18 protein-coding genes are annotated in these 14,967 nt (G+C 66.5%); 4 read left to right on the top strand and 14 right to left on the bottom strand.

Annotated elements, in window-relative coordinates:
* Positions 1-43: 43 nt before the first annotated feature.
* Positions 44-880 carry a class I mannose-6-phosphate isomerase gene (locus ACM608_RS11245; protein ID WP_419683309.1) on the bottom strand — a complete coding sequence of 279 codons (837 nt, stop codon included), beginning with the start codon at positions 878-880 and terminating at the stop codon, positions 44-46.
* Between the two features lie 134 nt (positions 881-1,014).
* On the opposite strand from ACM608_RS11245, the gene ACM608_RS11240 reads away from it, so the two are divergent.
* Entirely contained in the window at positions 1,015-1,407 is a 393-nt protein-coding gene (locus ACM608_RS11240) for a hypothetical protein (RefSeq protein ID WP_419683308.1), read from the top strand.
* Positions 1,408-1,537: 130 nt separating this feature from the next.
* Here the strand turns inward: ACM608_RS11240 and ACM608_RS11235 are convergent, their stop codons facing one another.
* From ACM608_RS11235 to flgB, 13 genes are all read right to left on the bottom strand, one after another.
* The gene (locus ACM608_RS11235) at positions 1,538-2,443 is read right to left on the bottom strand and encodes a flagellar motor protein MotB (protein WP_419683307.1); all 906 of its coding nucleotides are present in this window, start codon (positions 2,441-2,443) and stop codon (positions 1,538-1,540) included.
* Positions 2,444-2,447: 4 nt separating this feature from the next.
* Positions 2,448-3,311, bottom strand: a complete 864-nt coding sequence (motA, locus tag ACM608_RS11230) for a flagellar motor stator protein MotA (protein ID WP_419683306.1) — start codon at positions 3,309-3,311, stop codon at positions 2,448-2,450.
* Positions 3,312-3,402: 91 nt separating this feature from the next.
* The gene (gene flgL / locus ACM608_RS11225; RefSeq protein ID WP_419683305.1) at positions 3,403-4,332 is read right to left on the bottom strand and encodes a flagellar hook-associated protein FlgL; all 930 of its coding nucleotides are present in this window, start codon (positions 4,330-4,332) and stop codon (positions 3,403-3,405) included.
* Between the two features lie 11 nt (positions 4,333-4,343).
* The gene (flgK, locus tag ACM608_RS11220; protein ID WP_419683304.1) at positions 4,344-6,209 is read right to left on the bottom strand and encodes a flagellar hook-associated protein FlgK; all 1,866 of its coding nucleotides are present in this window, start codon (positions 6,207-6,209) and stop codon (positions 4,344-4,346) included.
* On the bottom strand, positions 6,206-6,580 hold the full coding sequence (locus ACM608_RS11215; RefSeq protein ID WP_419683303.1) for a rod-binding protein: 375 nt from the start codon (positions 6,578-6,580) through the stop codon (positions 6,206-6,208). Before ACM608_RS11215 ends, flgK begins: the two co-directional genes overlap by 4 nt.
* A complete protein-coding gene (locus ACM608_RS11210; protein ID WP_419683302.1) occupies positions 6,577-7,668 on the bottom strand; it encodes a flagellar basal body P-ring protein FlgI in 1,092 nt (363 codons plus the stop codon). The genes ACM608_RS11215 and ACM608_RS11210 overlap by 4 nt, the downstream gene beginning before the upstream one ends.
* A gap of 8 nt (positions 7,669-7,676) precedes the next feature.
* A complete protein-coding gene (locus ACM608_RS11205) occupies positions 7,677-8,411 on the bottom strand; it encodes a flagellar basal body L-ring protein FlgH (protein WP_419683301.1) in 735 nt (244 codons plus the stop codon).
* 8 nt (positions 8,412-8,419) lie between these two features.
* Positions 8,420-9,208 carry a flagellar basal-body rod protein FlgG gene (flgG, locus tag ACM608_RS11200; RefSeq protein ID WP_419683300.1) on the bottom strand — a complete coding sequence of 263 codons (789 nt, stop codon included), beginning with the start codon at positions 9,206-9,208 and terminating at the stop codon, positions 8,420-8,422.
* A 294-nt stretch (positions 9,209-9,502) separates the two neighbouring features.
* Positions 9,503-10,249, bottom strand: a complete 747-nt coding sequence (locus ACM608_RS11195; protein ID WP_419683299.1) for a flagellar basal body rod protein FlgF — start codon at positions 10,247-10,249, stop codon at positions 9,503-9,505.
* Positions 10,250-10,274: 25 nt separating this feature from the next.
* Positions 10,275-11,537: a flagellar hook protein FlgE gene (locus ACM608_RS11190; RefSeq protein ID WP_419683298.1), complete on the bottom strand. Its 1,263-nt coding sequence runs from the start codon at positions 11,535-11,537 to the stop codon at positions 10,275-10,277.
* A gap of 23 nt (positions 11,538-11,560) precedes the next feature.
* Positions 11,561-12,247, bottom strand: a complete 687-nt coding sequence (locus ACM608_RS11185) for a flagellar hook assembly protein FlgD (RefSeq protein ID WP_419683297.1) — start codon at positions 12,245-12,247, stop codon at positions 11,561-11,563.
* On the bottom strand, positions 12,244-12,651 hold the full coding sequence (flgC, locus tag ACM608_RS11180; RefSeq protein WP_419683296.1) for a flagellar basal body rod protein FlgC: 408 nt from the start codon (positions 12,649-12,651) through the stop codon (positions 12,244-12,246). Before flgC ends, ACM608_RS11185 begins: the two co-directional genes overlap by 4 nt.
* A gap of 3 nt (positions 12,652-12,654) precedes the next feature.
* Positions 12,655-13,008 carry a flagellar basal body rod protein FlgB gene (gene flgB, locus ACM608_RS11175; protein ID WP_419683295.1) on the bottom strand — a complete coding sequence of 118 codons (354 nt, stop codon included), beginning with the start codon at positions 13,006-13,008 and terminating at the stop codon, positions 12,655-12,657.
* A 293-nt stretch (positions 13,009-13,301) separates the two neighbouring features.
* Here flgB and ACM608_RS11170 point away from each other — a divergent pair, with 293 nt between their 5' ends.
* Genes ACM608_RS11170 through ACM608_RS11160 form a run of 3 tightly spaced genes read left to right on the top strand, consistent with a single transcriptional unit; the run spans position 13,302 to position 14,967 of the window.
* Complete coding sequence (locus ACM608_RS11170) at positions 13,302-13,964, top strand: motility protein A (protein WP_419683294.1); 663 nt, start codon at positions 13,302-13,304, stop codon at positions 13,962-13,964.
* Positions 13,961-14,404, top strand: coding sequence for a hypothetical protein (locus tag ACM608_RS11165; protein ID WP_419683293.1), 444 nt, complete (start codon positions 13,961-13,963; stop codon positions 14,402-14,404). The genes ACM608_RS11170 and ACM608_RS11165 overlap by 4 nt, the downstream gene beginning before the upstream one ends.
* Before the next feature lie 17 nt (positions 14,405-14,421).
* On the top strand, positions 14,422-14,967 hold the full coding sequence (locus tag ACM608_RS11160) for a flagella basal body P-ring formation protein FlgA (protein ID WP_419683292.1): 546 nt from the start codon (positions 14,422-14,424) through the stop codon (positions 14,965-14,967).

Raw genomic sequence — 14,967 nt, 5'->3', positions numbered from 1 at the left:
CGCGAGCACCCGCTTGGAGGGCGAGGGGTTCAGGGCAGGCAGGTCACCAGGGCGAATGCAGGACGCCCTTTCCGGGATAGGCGATCACCAGATCAGTCTCGGGTTCCAGCGTGAGATCGAACGGCCCGTCGGCAAGCCAGACGCCGCCCGCCGAGATCGTCTCCCCATCCGCGGTGCCGCCTCCGCTGATCGGGACGAGCCAGACGGGACGGCCCTCCACCGCAGCGAAACGCCCGCTGCCCTCGCGGGTCCAGCGCTCCATGACGAAGGCGTCGCTGTCGACCAGGATCGTCCGCCCGCGTTCGGCCTCCATCGGGATAAAGGGCGCGACATAGGGGACGGGATCGGCAACCGCGATGCCGTCCTCCAGATGCAGCTCGCGCGGGCGACCGTAGTCGTAGAGCCTGTAGGTCAGGTCCACGTTCTGCTGGACCTCGATCAGGGTCAGGCCGGGGCCGATCGCGTGAACCGTTCCGGCCGGCGAGAAGATCGAATCGTTGGCCTTCACGCTCTTCCAATCGACCATGTCTTCGATCGAGCCGTCGAGCGCGCCCTGACGCAGCTGTTCCCGGGTGTAGACCTCCCGCATGCCGAGGGCGATGGTGGCATGAGGCTCGGCGTCGAGGATGACCCAGGCCTCGCTCTTGCCGCGCGGATAGCCCTTCTCGCGAGCGAACTCGTCACTGGGATGATCCTGGATCGACAGTTTCTCGGACGTGAAGAGATACTTCACCAGTAGTTCGGGGTCCTCGCCGGGATGCTGAAACCAGATTTCGCCCACCGGCTCGCCCCCGTCGACGACATCGTCGAAGCCCGGCCAGAGCTTGCGGCGGCCCCAGGGCTTCTCGACGCGGCGGGTTTCGAGGCGGGTGACGGTCAACGCGGTTCTCCAGGCTGTCTTTCGCCCAACAACATTCGTAGCAGCTTCCCGTTTCCAGCGTCCAGTTGCCCCGGCGTCGGAACCGGCCATCGCCCCTGTTGTTCTGAAAGCTCGCATCTGAAAGGCATCGCACGATGACGCAGGACCGCGCCAATATTTCGACCGAACACCAGCCGAAGGGCTCCGCCGCGAACCCCAGCGACACCCTGGACCGGGGAAGCGAGGACGCGAACGCCGCCTACCGCGCACCCCATCTGCAGAGCGGCAACGCCGCCGATCAGGATCCCAAGCCTGTCGACGCAGGGGCAAAGCCCTCAGAGGGCGGCGGGCAAGCGGCGGAGAACAGAGGCAGCCGCGCGCCGGATGCCGGCAGCGGTGGCGCCACCGGCAGCGGCGCTGGGGCCGGTGGGGGCGGTGGTGAGGAGGATTACGATTCCGATCCGGTCGGCGGTGGAGGGGCGGTCCGCTTCGGTTCGGCCGACCGGCCGGACAGGGGCGGTGACGCTCCGATCGGTGGATCGCACTGACAGGTATAGGTTGAATCCTCGGCCGTTCGCCCTGAGCTTGTCGAAGGGCCAGGGAGGCGGTGGCGCTGGCGCTTCGACAGGCTCAGCGCGAACGGGGTCTGGGGTCTGTTCCCACTCCCCGCGTTTTTTCCTAGTCCCGATACCTCAGCGTGATCGACACGCGGCGGTTGCGGGGGTCGTAGGGGTTGTTCGCGATATAGGGTTCGCGATCGGCGACGCCCTCGATGCGGTTGAAGCGGGTGTCGGCGACGCCCGAGCCGTTGAGCTTGCGGCGCACCGCTTCCGAGCGGCCGGTGGACAGCATCCAGTTATTCATCGCCAGCGTGTTGCCATAGGGCGCGCTGTCGGTGTGGCCGCGAATGGTGACCGAGTTCGGCAGGCCCGAGATCGAGCGGCCGATCTCGCCGATCAGCTGCGCCGCCTGCGGTACGAGGCTGGTCGTGCCCGTCGCGAACATCGAGAAGTCGGCGCGGTCGACCAGATCCATCTGGAGCCCGTCCGGCGTGCTGGTGAAGCGAAGCTGGCTGCGGATGTTCTTGAAGCGCTTGTCCTTGCTCAAGGTGGATTCGAGCTTGCGCTTCATATCCTCGAACGCCTTGCGGTCGGCGAAGCGGCTCGATCCCTTCAGCGTGCCCTTGTCGCCCGTGCCTTCCTTGTCGCCGCCCTTTCCGACTTCGCTCGGCACGGTGATGGCGCGGGTGCCGGTCTGGGCGGCCTTGTGCGGGTAGTTGTCCTTGTCGATGATCGACGCGCCGCCGAACATGCCGTTCGAGCCCGCGCTGTTCTTGCGCAGCTCGACGAGGGTGGGCGTGAAATAGTCGGCGAGCGCCTTGCGCTGACGCTCGGTGGTCGCGCCGAGCAGCCAGAGCAGCAGGAAGAACGCCATCATCGCCGTCACGAAGTCGGCATAGGCGACCTTCCACGCGCCGCCGTGATGGCCGCCGTGCCCGCCCTCGATGATCTTCTTGACGATGATGACCTTGGGCGGCTCGTTCGATGCCGCGCCCTTCGGGGCCTTGGCCGCCTTGCTCGCCATGGGATTACTTGCCCCTCAGGCCGTCGAACACCTCGGCGAAGCCGGGCTGGTTCGAATGGACGATGCCGGAGCGTGCGGCCTCGATCACCAGCGGCTGCGGATGACCGTGGAGCGAGGCGATGATGATCTGCTTCACCACGCCATAAATCGCGCCATCCGCCTCCAGCACCTGATTCAGGCGGTTGGCGAGCGGGGAGACGATGCCGTAGGCGAGGAGCACGCCCATGAAGGTGCCGACGAGCGCCGAGCCGATCATGCCGCCAAGCACCGAAGGCGGCTTGTCGATCGAGCCCATGGTCTTCACGATGCCGAGCACGGCCGCGACGATGCCGAGCGCCGGCAGCGAATCGGCGAGGCTGGTCAGCGTGCCGGCCGGGCCCATCGCCTCGTGGTGGTGGGTCTTCAGGCTGTTATCCATGACCTCTTCCACCGCGTGCACGTCGAGCGTGCCGGAGGAGACGACGACCAGCCGCAGCGTGTCGCAGATCATGTAGACAAGCGCCTTGTCCTTCTGAAGCTTTGGATATTCCGAGAAGATCGAGGAGGACTTCGGATCCTCGACATGCGGTTCCAGCGCGATCGGGCCGTCGGTGCGCAGCAGCTTCATCAGGCGCGACACCAGGAAGATGACGTCGAGATAGTCCTGCTTCTTGTAGGTCGGTCCCTTGAAGACCTTGCCGAGGCCGCCGCCCAGCGCCTTCAGCTCCTTGCCGGAATTGCCGATGATCAGCGCGCCCACCGCGGCGCCGCCGATGATCAGCATCTCGTGCGGGATGGCGTGCATGACGGGGCCGAGCGCGCCGCCGGTGATGGCGAAGCCGCCGAACACCATCGCGATCAGGACGACGAGGCCAATCGCTGGAAACATCTTCTCTCACCCACTTGTCGACCGGGGAGGCGGATGCCTCCGGTTCATGCCTAAGACCCTTGGTAAAGCGGTCTGGTTGAGAAGGTCTTACTCAGGACAAGTAATTGAAGAGTGAAAGCTGGCTGAGTTTCGAGAAACTCGCCTGCGTCGCCTGCAGGATCGTCATGATCTGCTGCAGCTTGACCACGCTTTCGGTGGTGTCCGCGTCTTCCAAGCTGGATCGCTCGATTTCGCGGGTTTCGGCGAGGCTTGCCAGCTGTTCCGATTCGAGTTCGAGACGGGCACCGCGCGCGCCGACCGAGGCGCGCTGGTTGGTGACGGCGTTGTCGGCTGCGGCAAGGGCGGTCAACGACTTTTCCGTGGCGGCCTTGCGATCCGCGACCGAGACGGTGGGATCAAGGGCGGCGGCGAGGGTCTTCACCAGCGCGAAGAGGTCGGTGGTGCCGCCGTTTGTGCTGCCGTCGGGGATCGCCCCGAACGCACGGGCGCCGCTGCTGACCGCCTGGATCGAGGCGACGTCGCTGATCGGGATCGCGGCGGGTTCGCCCTGGCCCTGGTAGACGATGTTGCCGTCCGCATCCTTGACGAAGGGGGTCTGGCCGTCCGCTCCGCCGAACAGCGGGATACCGCGCGAATCGGTGGTGTTCGCGATCGACATCATCGCATCGACGATGCCGTTCAGCTCGGTCTGGATCGATGTGCGGTCGCTTTCCGACAGGGTGTCGCTGGCGGCGCGGAGCGACAGCTCGCGCACGCGCTGGACCTGCGTGCTGATCGCGCCCAGCGCGTCGTCGGTCTGCTGGAGCAGCGACGAGGCGAGCTTCATGTTGTCGGCGTACTGGCCCTCGTTCGAGATCGTCCGCGTGATGCGCGTCAGGCGGCCGAAGGCGACCGCGTCGTCGGACGGCGCGTTCGACTTCTTGGAGGTGGCAATCTCCGTCTGCAGCTTGGCCGCCTGAGCATTGAGCGTGCTCATGCGGGAGTAGGAGTTGTTGAAGAGCTGGGATGTGCCGATCTGCATGGCTACTGGCCTCAGGACAGGTCGAGGATGCTTTGGAAGGTCTCGCGCGCGACCTGGATGACGCGGCTGGAGGCCTGGTACGCCTGCTGGAAGCGGAGGAGGTCCACCGCCTCGCTGTCGAGGTTCACGCCCGAAACGCTGTCCTGTGCCGCGACGGCGTTGTCGCGGATGGCACCCTGCGCCTCGGCCAGGGCCTTGCGGCTGGCGAGGGCGGCGGCGTTGGTGTTGGCGAGGGCGTCGATCCGGTTCTCGTAGGTGCCGCTGTTTCGAAGGGTGGCGTAGGCGGCGAGATTGCCGTTGGAGAGGCTGTTCGCGCCGGTCTTGCCGATGGTGTAGCTGTCGCCGTTCCTTGGCGCGCCCGTCATCTTGAAGGTGAAGCCGTCGCCTTCCACCACCGCGCCCGCCACGAAAGCTGTGGTCAGCAGAACGTCGTCGGTCAGGGGATCGGTGACCGTCAGCTGGCCGTTGTCGAAGCTGACCTTGTAGCTGTTGAGCGTGGGCAGGCCGGCCGCGGTAGTGTCGATTGCGACGGTGATTGCGCCGGTCCCGGAATTGGTGATCGGCGCGTTGACGCTCCACTTCGACGCGGCCGCGACCTCGCGAGGGTCGAGCGCGGCGCCGGTGAGGCCACGTGCGCCCTGGCCGGTGGCGATGGTGTAGCCGTCGCCTGCCTGCGGCGTGCCGCCGAGCGTCACCGAAATGCCGTCGATGGTGAGCGTACCCGTGCCGGTGACCGGCGTGCCGGTGCCGTCGAGGCGCGAGATCGTCCAGCTGCTCGCGGTCGAATCCCAGAGGGCGGTGTAGCCGTCGGCGGAGGGCGTTGCGTTCGCCGCGATCGCGACCTCGACCGACGCGCCGCCGCTGGTGCCGGGCATCGGCGACACGGTTGAGTAGCTGGTCGTGAAGAGCGGCTTGCCGGCATTGCCGTTGCTGTCGATGCCGTCGGCCTGGATGCCGTTCACGGCGGCGGCGAAGCCGTTGGCGATCTCGTCCAGCCCTTCGCGCGTGTTGCTGATGCGGAGCGCGGCGTCGGTCAGGCCGGCAAGCGCGCCGCCGGAGATCGTCGCATTCTGCAGATGATTGCCGTCGGTGACGATGGAGAAGGCGAGGGTGCCCGAGGTATTCGACGAAACATTGACGCGGTTTGCCGCGATGTTGTCGATCAGCAGCGGACCCGTGGCCGTGCCCAGGCGGACATTGGCGACGCCGTTCTTCTCGATCGAGACGGAGATGCCGGCAAGCGCGCTCATCTTGTCGAGGATGGCGTCGCGCTGATCGAGGAGGGCGGCGGAGGCGGCGCTGTCGGCGCGGGTGCGCGCCATCGTCGCGTTCACCTGGGTGAGGCTGTTCGCCAGGCCGTTCAGCGTGTCGGTGGTGCTTTTCGCATCGTTGACGATGTCCCTGGCGATGGTGTCGAGCGCGGCGGAGGTGCCGCGGAACGCCTGGGCGACGGCATCGGCCTGCGTCAGGAACGCGGCTCGCGGCGGGGCGCTGGACGGGTCGGCGGCAAGCGCCGTCGCGGCGTTGAAGAAGGCGGTCAGCTTGTCGGTGACGCTGTTGCCGCTGAGCGCGCTTTCGATCCGCGTCAGATAGGTGATGCTCGCCTCTGTCGAGGTGAGATCCGAGGTGGAGGTGCGGACGGCGGCCGCCTTGAACTGATCCCAGGACCGGCTAACCCCGGTCGCGTCCACGCCCGAATAGTTGCCGAGCGAGAGTTGCAGCGGGCCGGTCGCGCCGATCGCGGCGGACTCGCTGAGCCTGATGTCACGGCGGACATAGCCTGTCGTCCCCGCGTTCGCGATGTTCTCGCCAACGACGGTGAGCGCGCTTTGATAAGCGCGGACGCCAGAGACGCCGATGCCCAGCAGGTTGCTCATTCGCTACTCTCTGTCGAACCTTTCTCATTTGTGGAGGAGGATGGTTGAGGAGTTGTTAACGTGCTGTCGCCTTGCGCCAGGAACTTGGTCAGCGCGGCGCCGATGCCCAGCGGCATCTTCTTGGCCATGTCCTCGGCGGTCTTCTGATCCTGCATGTCGCGGAACTTGTCGAGCGAGGAGGAGCCGAGGATATCGCCGCCGAGCTTGGTGGCGCGCATCGACTTCATCATCATGCCGATGAACATCGCTTCAAACTTCTCGCCCGCCTCCTTGAGGTTAGCGGCGTTCTTCAGGCGGCTGGTGTCGTTGAGCGTGGAGCCCGCCGAGCCGACCAGCGCCGTCGTGGAGGAGGTGCCGGGGATCGTCGTCACAGGACCACGAGCTCCGCCTTGAGCGCGCCAGCTTCCTTGAGCGCCTCGAGGATGGCGACGAGGTCCGCCGGGGACGCACCGACCTGGTTCACGGCCTTCACGATCTCGGAAAGCTGCGGGCCGGGGGCGAGGACGAACATCGGGCTCTTGGTCTCCTCGACCGAGACCTGGCTGTCGGGGACGACCTTGGTCTCGCCCCTGGAGAAGGGGCCTGGCTGGCTGACACGCGGCTGCTCGTCGATGCGGACGGTGAGCTTGCCGTGGCTGACAGCCGCCGGGCCCACGCGCACCGCCGAGTTGATGACGATGGTGCCGGTGCGCGCGTTGACGATGACGCGGGCGGCAGGCTCGGCGCTCTCGACCGGCAGATCCTGGATCTGGCTGACAAGCGCGCTGCGCATGGCGGCACCGGCGGGCGCGTCGATGACGATCGACACGCCGTCCACCGTGCGGGCGATACGGCCGAGGCGGCTGTTTATGACGTTCTGCACCCGCTCGGCCGTTGTGAAATCGGCCTTGGCGAGGTTGAAGGTCAGGTACTGCGAGTCGGCAAAGCCGGTGTCGACCGCCCGCTCCACCGTCGCCCCATCGGGGATGCGGCCGGAGGAGGGGACGTTGATGATGACCTTCGACCCGCTGTCACCCTCCGCCCCTAGACCGCCGACGGCGAGGCTGCCCTGCGCCATCGCATAGACCTGACCGTCCGCGCCGTAGAGCGGCATCATGATCAGCGAACCACCGCGCAGGCTCTTCGCCTTGCCGATCGCGGCGACGGTGACATCGATGCGCTGGCCGGGCTTGGAAAAGGCGGGCAGCTCGGCGGTGACGAGCACGGCGGCGGCGTTCTTGAGGCCGGGGTTGACGCCGGGCGGCAGGCTGAGGCCGAAGCGCGCGGCGACGCCCTTCATGCTCTGCACGGTGTATTCGAGGTTGTCGTCGCCGGTGCCGGTCAGGCCCACGACGATGCCGTAGCCGGTCAACTGGTTGGAGCGGATGCCCTGGAAGTTGCCGAGGTCCTTGATCCGCTCGGCATGAGCGGGGGCAGCGATCGCGGCGATCAGCAGGAAGATGGCGGACAGAAGGCGCATGACGGTCCTCAGAAGGGGCTCACGACCTGGAAGAAGCGCGATAGCCAACCCTGGCGGCTGGACCGCGCGACATCGCCGGTGCCGGTGTATTTGATCTTGGCGTCGGCCACGCGGGTCGACTCGATGCGGTTGTCCGGATCGATATCGGCCGGACGGATCAGGCCGGAGATCTGGATGAACTCGTCGCCGCGATTGAGCGTAACGGCCTTCTGCCCTCGCACCAGCATGGTGCCGTTGGCGTAGACCTCCGCGACGGTCACGGAGACCTCGCCGCTCAGCGCATTGGACTGATCGGCGGTGCCGCCGCCCTTCCACTTGCTGCCGCCCGAGAACTTGGCGTCGGTGTCCTTGAGGAGCGACAGCGGCCCGGTGGTCGGCACGCTCAGGCCGAAGCTGCCGTCGCGCTTCAGGTCGCTGTTCGCGGACTTGGAGGCGACGGTGCGCTCGACCAGGACGATGGTGACGGTGTCGCCGACGCGGCGGGCGCGCTGGCCCTCGATCAGCGCCGCATAGCCGCTCGCCGCCTGGAAGATCGCGCCATTGGCCCCCGTGGGGGCGGCAGGCGGCGCGCCGTAGACGGGGCCGGGCAGTGCAGGGGCGTAGGTCGCCTGGAACTGCGTGTCGGGCAGCTTCGGCTTCTTGGCTTCGGCCGGGTGGGCTCCGTACAAACAGAGCGCCACGCCGGCCACGCCGACCAGAACCCGCGAGAAACGGGTTTCCGAGGGTGAGGAAGGAACGGTCACGTCGATCCTCACAGGTTCTGGTTCACGTATTTCAGCATCTCGTCGGTCGCCGAGATCATCTTCGAATTGACCTCATAGGCGCGCTGGGTCTCGATCATGTCGACCAACTCCTCGACGGTGTTGACGTTCGAGCCTTCGAGCATGCCCTGGCGGATCGAGCCGCGGCCATCGGCATTCGCAGCGCCTACCGCTGGCGCGCCCGAGGCGGCGGTTTCGCGCAGATAGTTGTCGCCGAGTTCCTGGAGGCCGGCGGCGTTCGGGAAGTTGGCGAGCTGCAGCTGGCCGAGTTCTGTCGCCTCGGTCTGGCCGGGAACGGTCGCCGAGACGGTGCCGTCTAGCCCGATGGTGATGTTGCTCGTTCCCTCCGGCACGGTGATGCCGGGGATGAGCTGATAGCCCTCGCTGGTGACGAGGTTGCCCTCGGCCGAGCGGGAAAAGTTGCCGGCACGCGTGTAACCGGTGGTGCCGTCCGGCATCGTCACCTGGAAGAAGCCGTCACCGTCGATGCCCATGTCGAGCGCGTTGCCAGTGGTGTTCAGCGACCCCTGCGTGTCGATGCGCGACGTGCCCTGGATGCGGACGCCGGTGCCGAGATTGGTGCCGGTCGCGTACTTGCTGTCGGCCGAGCTGGGCGATCCGTTGGCGGTGATCGTCTGGTAGGAAAGCGTCGCGAAGTTCGCACGATCGCGCTTGAAGCCGGTCGTGTTCACGTTGGCGAGGTTGTTCGAGATCACGCGCATCTTCGTGTCCTGGGCATCCAGGCCGGTGCGGGCGATGTGCATTGCGGCGATGGTCATCGGCGGCAAATCCTTTCGTTCGAGCGAAAGGAAGCAAGGGGTGTGCCAAGTGATGTTGTGGCGGTGGGATTTGGCGTTTGGGGGTGGGAAGGCGGCAGGGGCGGCAAGATGTTGCCGGGCGGCAGATCACATTGCCGCACACCCCCGTGGCCGTTCGCGCTGAGCTTGTCGAAGCGCCAGTGAGAGGGTGACCGCTGGCCCCCTTCGACTGCCTGCCTGCGGCAGTCGCTCAGGACAGGCTTCGACAGGCTCAGGGCGAACGGTGTTGAGGGGCGTGAGGAGCGAGGGCGTAAGTTAGTTCGGCAGCCTAAGCAGAGAGGCACCACCCTCGTCCATGCTCTTCGCTTGCTGGAGCAGGTTGGCCTGGACCTCGTAGCTGCGCTGGTTCTCGATCATGTCGACCAGCGCTTCGGTAAGATTGACGTTCGACTGTTCGAGCGCGCCGGAGCGGACCTTGGCGTCGAGGTTCTCGGGCAGCGAGCCGCCGCCCTTGACGTAGAGGAGGTTGTCGAGGCCCTTCACCGTCTCTGTGCCGGTGGCGGAGACGACCTTCAGACGGTCGATGACCTGCGGTTCGTCGGCCCTGCCGCCGATAGGCACGATGGTGACCGAGCCATCCGGGGTGATCTTGATGCCCTGGTTGGGCGGGATGGTGATCGGGCTGCCGCTGGAGCCGAGGACGGGAAAGCCGTCGCCGGTGGTGAGCAGGCCGCTGTCGCTCATCTGCAAATCGCCGCGGCGAGTATAGGCTTCCTGCCCGTCGGCCGCCTGCACGGTCAGCCAGTCCTCGCCGCTGACCGCCACGTCGAGGGCACGGTTGGTCTGGACCTGCGCACCGTCACGGCGATCGGCATCGACGATCCGCTCGCCGGAGGGAGCGCGGGTCTCGATACCTTCGCCAGTCAGCTTGAAGCTGTCGAAATTGACCTTGTCGGAACGGTATCCGATAGTCGAGGCATTGGCCATGTTGTTGGCGATCGCCGCCTGCGCCGACATATGCCCGCGCAGGCCCGAAAGCGCCGTGTAGACCAGCTTGTCCATGACTTAGCCTCGACCCTCGCCTGTCTTACGAACGCATGTTGATGATGGTGGTGGTCAGCGTGTTGGCAGTCTCGATCGCCTTGGAGTTCGCCTGGAAGTTCCGCTGCGCGGCGATCAGGTCGACCAGCTCCTCGGTGATGTCCACGTTCGCCTGCTCAAGCGCGCCCGACTGGATGTTGCCAACGCCGAGCGTGCCGGCCTGGCCGAGGATCGGCGAGCCGGAGAGGCCGGTCGCCGACCACATCGAATTGCCGTTCTGCTTCAGGCCGGTCGGGTTGGCGAAGGTCGCGACGACCAGCTTGCCGAGCGCCACCGAGTTGCCGTTCGAGAAGGCGGCCATGACGATGCCGTTCGAATCGACCGACACGTTCTCCAGCTGGCCGATCGGGAAGCCGTCCTGCGTCGAGCTGTTGATCGCGAAGGCACCCGATTGCTGGGTGGAGGCGGTGAAGTCGATCGCGATGTTCTGCTCGGACGCGCTGCCCGGGGTGAACGGGGCATAGGTAACCGGCGCGGCCGGGGTGACGAGCTTGCCCGACGCGTTGAAGGTCAGCTCCAGCGGAACCGGCGGAGTCGGGGTCGACGGGTCGGAAGAGACCTCCTTGTCCCCGACGAAGGTGCGGACGTCCCAGGTGGACGCAGCGCCGGTGCCGGTGCGGACGTAGTAGCTGGTGGCCGTGACCGGCGTGCCCAGCGAGTCGTAGATCGTGGTGTTCGACGACTGGTTGTAGGTGGTCGCGTCGAAGCGGTCGAAGGTTTTGGTGATGACCTCCGCGCTCGCCGGCAGGTTGACGGCGATGCCGACATTGGCGGTCGCCTGCGGCTCGCCCGAGGTGAGCGGGAGCTGCAGGTTCTTGGTGGCGCCGAGGCCGGAGGCGACGACGGTGCCCGAGCCATCGACGGGGTAGATCTGCAGATGCGCGCCGTTCGAGTTCACGACGTAGCGATCGGCGTCGACCGAGAAGGCGCCGTTGCGGGTGTAGTTGACCGTGTCGGTGGTGAGCGAGGGCTTCACCGCGAAGAAGCCCTCGCCCGAGATCGCGAGGTCGAGCGCGGAGGCGGTTTGCTTGATGGCACCCTGGCCGAACTGCTGCTGGATCGCCTTCACCACGGTGCCGGAGCCGACCATCTGGTTCGGGGCCGAGGTGACCGAGGAGGAGATGATGTCGCCGAATTCGACGCGGCTCTTCTTGAAGCCGTTCACGCCGACATTGGCGACGTTGTTGGAGATCGTCGCGAGCTGCTTGGTCGCGCCCTGAAGGCCGGTGAGGGAGGTGTAGAAGGACATGGGGTTGTTCCTTGTAGCTTAGGTCAGCCGACCTGAATGACGGAGGAGAGGGGCTTTTCGCCGATGCCGGCGATCTGAAGGGTGGGCGCGCCGCCCGTCTGCGAGAGCGCGACCGAGGTCACGGGAGCCCAGACCTGAGTGGTCAGCGCGGTGGGCAGGCCATCGACCTTGGCGGTCGCGGAGAGGGTGAAGGGTCCGCCAGACACGGCGTTGCCGCTCGCGTCCTTGCCGTCCCAGGTGAATTCGATCGTGCCCTTGGTCTGCTTGTCGAGATCGAGAGTGCGCACGGTGTTGCCGGCGGCGTTCTTGATCGCGACCTGCACGCTGTCGGCATCGTTCGCGAGCACGGCCTTTGCGGTGACGGAGCCGTCGGAGGAGGGATAGGCGGTCTTGCCTTCCACCAGCACGGTCTTGCCGACCAGGGCCACGGCGTCGGCGGTGGAGCCGCCAGACAGCTTGGCCGCGAGGTTCTTCAGCGTCGTGTTCATCTCGGCCACACCCGAGACTTGCGACATCTGTGCCATTTGCGAGACCATCTGGCTGTTGTCCATCGGCTCGAACGGGTCCTGGTTCTTCAGCTGCGCGGTCATTAGCTTCAGGAAGGACGACTGGTCGAGCGCGGTCGCGTCCTTGACGGTCGAACCTTTGGTTCCGCTCTTGATGCCGAGGTTCGACATCACGTTGTTGAAGTTGTCGGTGACGCTGGTCATTTGCCGAGCTTCAGCGTGTCGAGAACCAGCGACTTCGCGGTGTTCATCACCTCGACGTTGTTCTGGTACTGGCGGGAGGTTTCCATCATTTCGACGAGCTCCTGTGTTTCGTCGACGGCGGAGACGAAGACGTCGCCGTCCTGATTGGCCATCGGATGGCCGGGTTCGTGGCGCTTGGTCGGCGCGTTGCCGGCGGTGATCACCTTCTGCACGTCCACCGTCGTCATGCCGGTGGCCTTGTCGTAGCTGGACTTGAAGACCGGCTTGATCGATCGGTACGCGTCGGCCTCGGTCGAGGAGACCGCACCCGCATTGGCGAGGTTGGAGGCGGTGGTGTTCAGCCGCATCAGCTGCGCCGACATGGCGCGGCCGGCGACATCGAAGACGTTCAAGGGGTTCGCCATGATTTATTCTCCCCGCAGCGCACGCGTGAGGGTGTTGATGCGGCCGTTCAGGAAGCTCAGCGTCGTCTGATAGGCGACGGCATTCTCCGCGAACTCGGTCTGCTCGGTGTTCAGTTCGACCGTGTTGCCGTCGAGCGAGGGCTGGAGCGGCACGCGGAACATGGTGTTCCGCTCCGACGCGGCATTGACGTCGCCGCTGCGCGTGGCCTGATCCAGCGCGGCGGTGAAGTCGATGTCCTTGGCCTTATAGCCCGGGGTCGCGGCATTCGCGATGTTCGACGCCAACAGGCCGAGCCGCTGCGAACGCAGTTCGAGCGCCTTGCCGTGGATGCCGAAAATGTCGTCGCCGAGAGGCACGTCTAACACTCCTGACTTGCGTCGGGAGGGACGATGCAATGGGTGTGCCAGTTTGCCTGAAAGCACGTGAGGTACCCGTTCGTCCTGAGCGTAGTCGAAGGACGGGTGGCAAGCGACGCATTTAGAAACCCGTGCTTCGACTTCGCTCAGCACGAACGGAAGAAGCAGGTTTGACGATCGCGCGAGGACGAGAGGCGGCAATCCATCCGGCAAATCTTTGCCGCCACCATTGCCGCCGCAACCCGCCCGGCAAGGCACGCGGAAATTGGCATCGCTCTTGCTGAATACCCGGCGTGACCGACCTGACCCCCTTGCTCCGCCTGATCGACCCCGCCGCCGTCCTGCTGGTTTGCGGCGGGAGCGTGTTCGTGGCCGCGCTGCATGGTACGCGTGGCGACCTTGTCACCGCGTTCCGCGCGCTCGGTGCGATGCGGCGGCCGTTCAGTCTGGAGGATCGCCGGGCCGAGCTGGTGCGGCTGGAGCGGTTGGCCAAGCGCCACGGCTTCCTTGCCATCGAACATGAAAAGACCGGCGACGCGACGCTCGATCAGGCCGTCGCGCAGGCGGTGGACGGCGTTCCGCTCGACGCCCTCATCACCACGCTGACGCGGGCGGATGAGGAGCGTCGTCGGCGTCACACGGTTGCTCCCGCCTTTTGGTGCGCCGTCGCCGATGCCGCCCCCGCGATGGGGATGATCGGGACGATCCTGGGCCTCATTCAGATGTTCGCCAATCTTGAGGACGTCACCAAGGTCGGACCCGCGATGGCGCTGGCGCTGCTCACCACCCTTTACGGCGCGGTGTTCGCCAATGGGATCGCTGGCCCAATCTCCGCCCGGCTGACGCGGCTGGCCGCGATCGAGGACGAGGCACGGATCGCGCTACAGCGGGACATCGTGGCACTGGCCCGCACTGAGGTCTCGGCGCGGCCTGCCCGCCGGAAGATCGCGGCATGATCGCGCTCGCACGTCCGCGCCGGTCCAATTGGGTGGTTACCCTTGCCGACCTGGCCCTGCTGCTCGTCGGTTTCTTCGCGATGGTGCAGGCGGTGAGTGGCCGGGGCGACAAGGCCAAGGCGGAGATGACCGCCGGGCTCCGTGCCGAGTTCCTCGGGCAAGCGCCCGAGGCGCTGACCGTCGACATCAACCGTGTGACCGACTTCGCCGGCTATGACCGTGCCGCGCTGGCGCAATGGGCGCGCGCCGCCTCCGCCGATCCGCGCTCGCATATCGTGGTGAGCGGCTATGGCGCGAACCTCGCCGCTGCAGCCGCCCATGCCGAGGCCATTGCCGACGGCCTCAGCGCCGAAGGCTTCATTTCTGAACGGCGGATCGAGATCGAGGCGCATCGGGCGGCAGGCCGCCCGCGCGTCGATATCGGCGTCCGCTTCCAGTGATCTTGAGGGAACGATCCATGACCAAACTTCCCGTCCTCGCCCTGTTCGGACTTGCGGCCGCCCTGCCGGCTGAGGCCGCCGTCGACCTCTCCGCACTCGACATGCGCGTCGCGATGTTCGCGGGCGCCCTGCCGGGGCAGGAGGGCGGGCCGCGCGCGCCGATCGATCGTCGCCTGAAGCTCGCCGATTGCGGTGGGGAGCCGGCGATCAGCTGGCGCAGCGAGCGGCAGGACGCGGTCGTCGTCGAGTGCAAGGGGCCGACCGCCTGGCGCATCTTCGTGCCGGTGATGCGCGGCTCGGCTGCTGCGGCGCCGGTCCGAAACGCCTCGGTTCAAGCGGTTTCGGCACCTCGCCCCACAGCGGCAGAGCCGGTGATCCGGCGCGGCGATGCGGTGACGGTGCGGGTTTCGACCGGGGCCTTTTCCGTCACGCGGGATGGCGTGGCGATGACCGACGCCGCGCCCGGCGCGCGGGTCCGCATCAAGATCGACGACCGCGCGGTGCCGGTTCAGGCGGTCGCCGTCGAACCCGGCCTCGCCACCGTGCCGCAGGGAATCTCGTGA

Source organism: Sphingomonas sp. ID0503 (assembly GCF_048565625.1).
Lineage (GTDB): Bacteria > Pseudomonadota > Alphaproteobacteria > Sphingomonadales > Sphingomonadaceae > JBLZUR01.
Note: the sequence above shows the minus strand (reverse complement) of the source record. Positions and strands in the feature narration are given on the sequence as shown.

Bases quoted from the DNA above. Each gene is read 5' to 3' on its own strand.
- ACM608_RS11240 (WP_419683308.1), top strand. From the start codon at position 1,015: ATGACGCAGGACCGCGCCAATATTTCGACCGAACACCAGCCGAAGGGC.
- ACM608_RS11235 (WP_419683307.1), bottom strand. From the start codon at position 2,443: ATGGCGAGCAAGGCGGCCAAGGCCCCGAAGGGCGCGGCATCGAACGAG.
- motA (WP_419683306.1), bottom strand. From the start codon at position 3,311: ATGTTTCCAGCGATTGGCCTCGTCGTCCTGATCGCGATGGTGTTCGGC.
- flgL (WP_419683305.1), bottom strand. From the start codon at position 4,332: ATGCAGATCGGCACATCCCAGCTCTTCAACAACTCCTACTCCCGCATG.
- flgK (WP_419683304.1), bottom strand. From the start codon at position 6,209: ATGAGCAACCTGCTGGGCATCGGCGTCTCTGGCGTCCGCGCTTATCAA.
- ACM608_RS11210 (WP_419683302.1), bottom strand. From the start codon at position 7,668: ATGCGCCTTCTGTCCGCCATCTTCCTGCTGATCGCCGCGATCGCTGCC.
- flgG (WP_419683300.1), bottom strand. From the start codon at position 9,208: ATGACCATCGCCGCAATGCACATCGCCCGCACCGGCCTGGATGCCCAG.
- ACM608_RS11195 (WP_419683299.1), bottom strand. From the start codon at position 10,249: ATGGACAAGCTGGTCTACACGGCGCTTTCGGGCCTGCGCGGGCATATG.
- ACM608_RS11190 (WP_419683298.1), bottom strand. From the start codon at position 11,537: ATGTCCTTCTACACCTCCCTCACCGGCCTTCAGGGCGCGACCAAGCAG.
- ACM608_RS11185 (WP_419683297.1), bottom strand. From the start codon at position 12,247: ATGACCAGCGTCACCGACAACTTCAACAACGTGATGTCGAACCTCGGC.
- flgC (WP_419683296.1), bottom strand. From the start codon at position 12,651: ATGGCGAACCCCTTGAACGTCTTCGATGTCGCCGGCCGCGCCATGTCG.
- ACM608_RS11165 (WP_419683293.1), top strand. From the start codon at position 13,961: ATGATCGCGCTCGCACGTCCGCGCCGGTCCAATTGGGTGGTTACCCTT.
- ACM608_RS11160 (WP_419683292.1), top strand. From the start codon at position 14,422: ATGACCAAACTTCCCGTCCTCGCCCTGTTCGGACTTGCGGCCGCCCTG.